The sequence below is a fragment of the Flaviflexus sp. genome, assembly GCF_052087705.1.
Taxonomy (GTDB): Bacteria; Actinomycetota; Actinomycetes; order Actinomycetales; family Actinomycetaceae; genus Flaviflexus; species Flaviflexus ciconiae.
In genome coordinates this window covers 1-1,273 of sequence record NZ_JBQCYC010000020.1, presented here as the reverse complement: position 1 = coordinate 1,273, position 1,273 = coordinate 1, and the positions used below count along the sequence as shown (strand labels likewise).

The window sequence follows — 1,273 nt, the reverse complement described above, 5'->3', positions numbered from 1 at the left end:
CCGTGCGTTGACACCGAACCCTGTGGGCAAAACCAGACCAGTTTGGCGGGGTATGGATACCGGGTTAACTCGCACCGAGAAGACTCCCAGGATGGCCCACCCGACGGCTTGACAGAACAAATGGCGGGTGGGAGAATCTCATGTATTAACACGTGTCAATGATGCACGTCACTCGCGCGTTCCGTACCGCACTGTCGCGTCACGGCCCCGATTCCTAGGAGAACCCATGCAGAACATTGCCCTGCTCGGAGCAGGCTTTATCGGTCAGGTCCACGCCAGTAGCCTGGCAACCAATCCCCGCGTCCGGTTCACATCCGTTTATGACGTGGATACCGCCAGGGCAGAGGAACTGGCGATAAAGCACGGAGCTGCTTCCCGGAGCCTTGAGGATATTCTTGGGGATCCCCATGTCGATGCTGTTCTGATCGCCACCTCAACGAACACCCATGCCGACCTTATTGAGCAGGCGGCGCAGGCGGGCAAGGCTGTGTTCTGCGAGAAGCCGATCGACCTGTCCTACGAGGTTGCAGAGCGCGCCGCAAAGGTCGCAGGCGAGGCCGGTGTTCCCGTCATGATCGACTTCTGCCGACGCTTCGACCCTGCCTACGCAGCAATCAAGGAAGCGGTTGCTGCTGGCGAGCTGGGCGAGGTTGAGATGGTCCAGATGTCGACCCGGGGCCCGTCCCTTCCCCCGATCTCCTACCTGGAGGTCTCGGGTGGTCAGATGAGGGACCAGGTCATTCACTTCTTTGACTTGCTTTGCTGGATCACGGGCCTCGAGCCCGTCTCGGTCTTCGCGCAGGGGTCGGCAATGGCCGACCCGCAGGTTGCCGAGGTCGGAGATGTCGACACCTCAATCGCAATTCTCAAGCTCTCGAACGGTGCGCTGTGCCAAATCGATGCTCAGCGCCGCACACCCTATGGCTACGACGAGCGCATCGAAGTCTCGGGCACGGCGGAGATGATGGAGGCAAAGAGACAGCAGACCGGTTGGACCCGCCGCTACGGCATGGGCCAGATCCGCGAAGACGGCATGGATGCGGGCTGGTTCGAGAGAATCGAACACACCTTCCCGCTCGCTCTCGACGAGTTCGTTTCTGCCCTCGAGGAGGGCCGCGAGCCCTCCGCTGGTCTCGCCGATGGTCTGCGCGCCCAGCGCATAGCGGACGCCGCGACCGAATCTCTCAAGAGCGGCATGCCCGTCGAAATCGCCTAACCCCCGTTACCTTGTTGACAGGTTCTGATTGGCGGGTGTTGATTGGGACTGTCGGTC

The 1,273-nt window shown here is 61.2% G+C and carries 1 protein-coding gene; it reads left to right on the top strand.

The features are described from left to right. Window positions 1-226: 226 nt before the first annotated feature. Complete coding sequence (locus ACTHUY_RS09600; RefSeq protein WP_441655098.1) at window positions 227-1,216, top strand: Gfo/Idh/MocA family oxidoreductase; 990 nt, start codon at window positions 227-229, stop codon at window positions 1,214-1,216. Window positions 1,217-1,273: the final 57 nt, after the last annotated feature.

Coding starts and splice junctions, on each gene's coding strand:
- ACTHUY_RS09600 (WP_441655098.1), top strand. CDS start 227: ATGCAGAACATTGCCCTGCTCGGAGCAGGCTTTATCGGTCAGGTCCAC.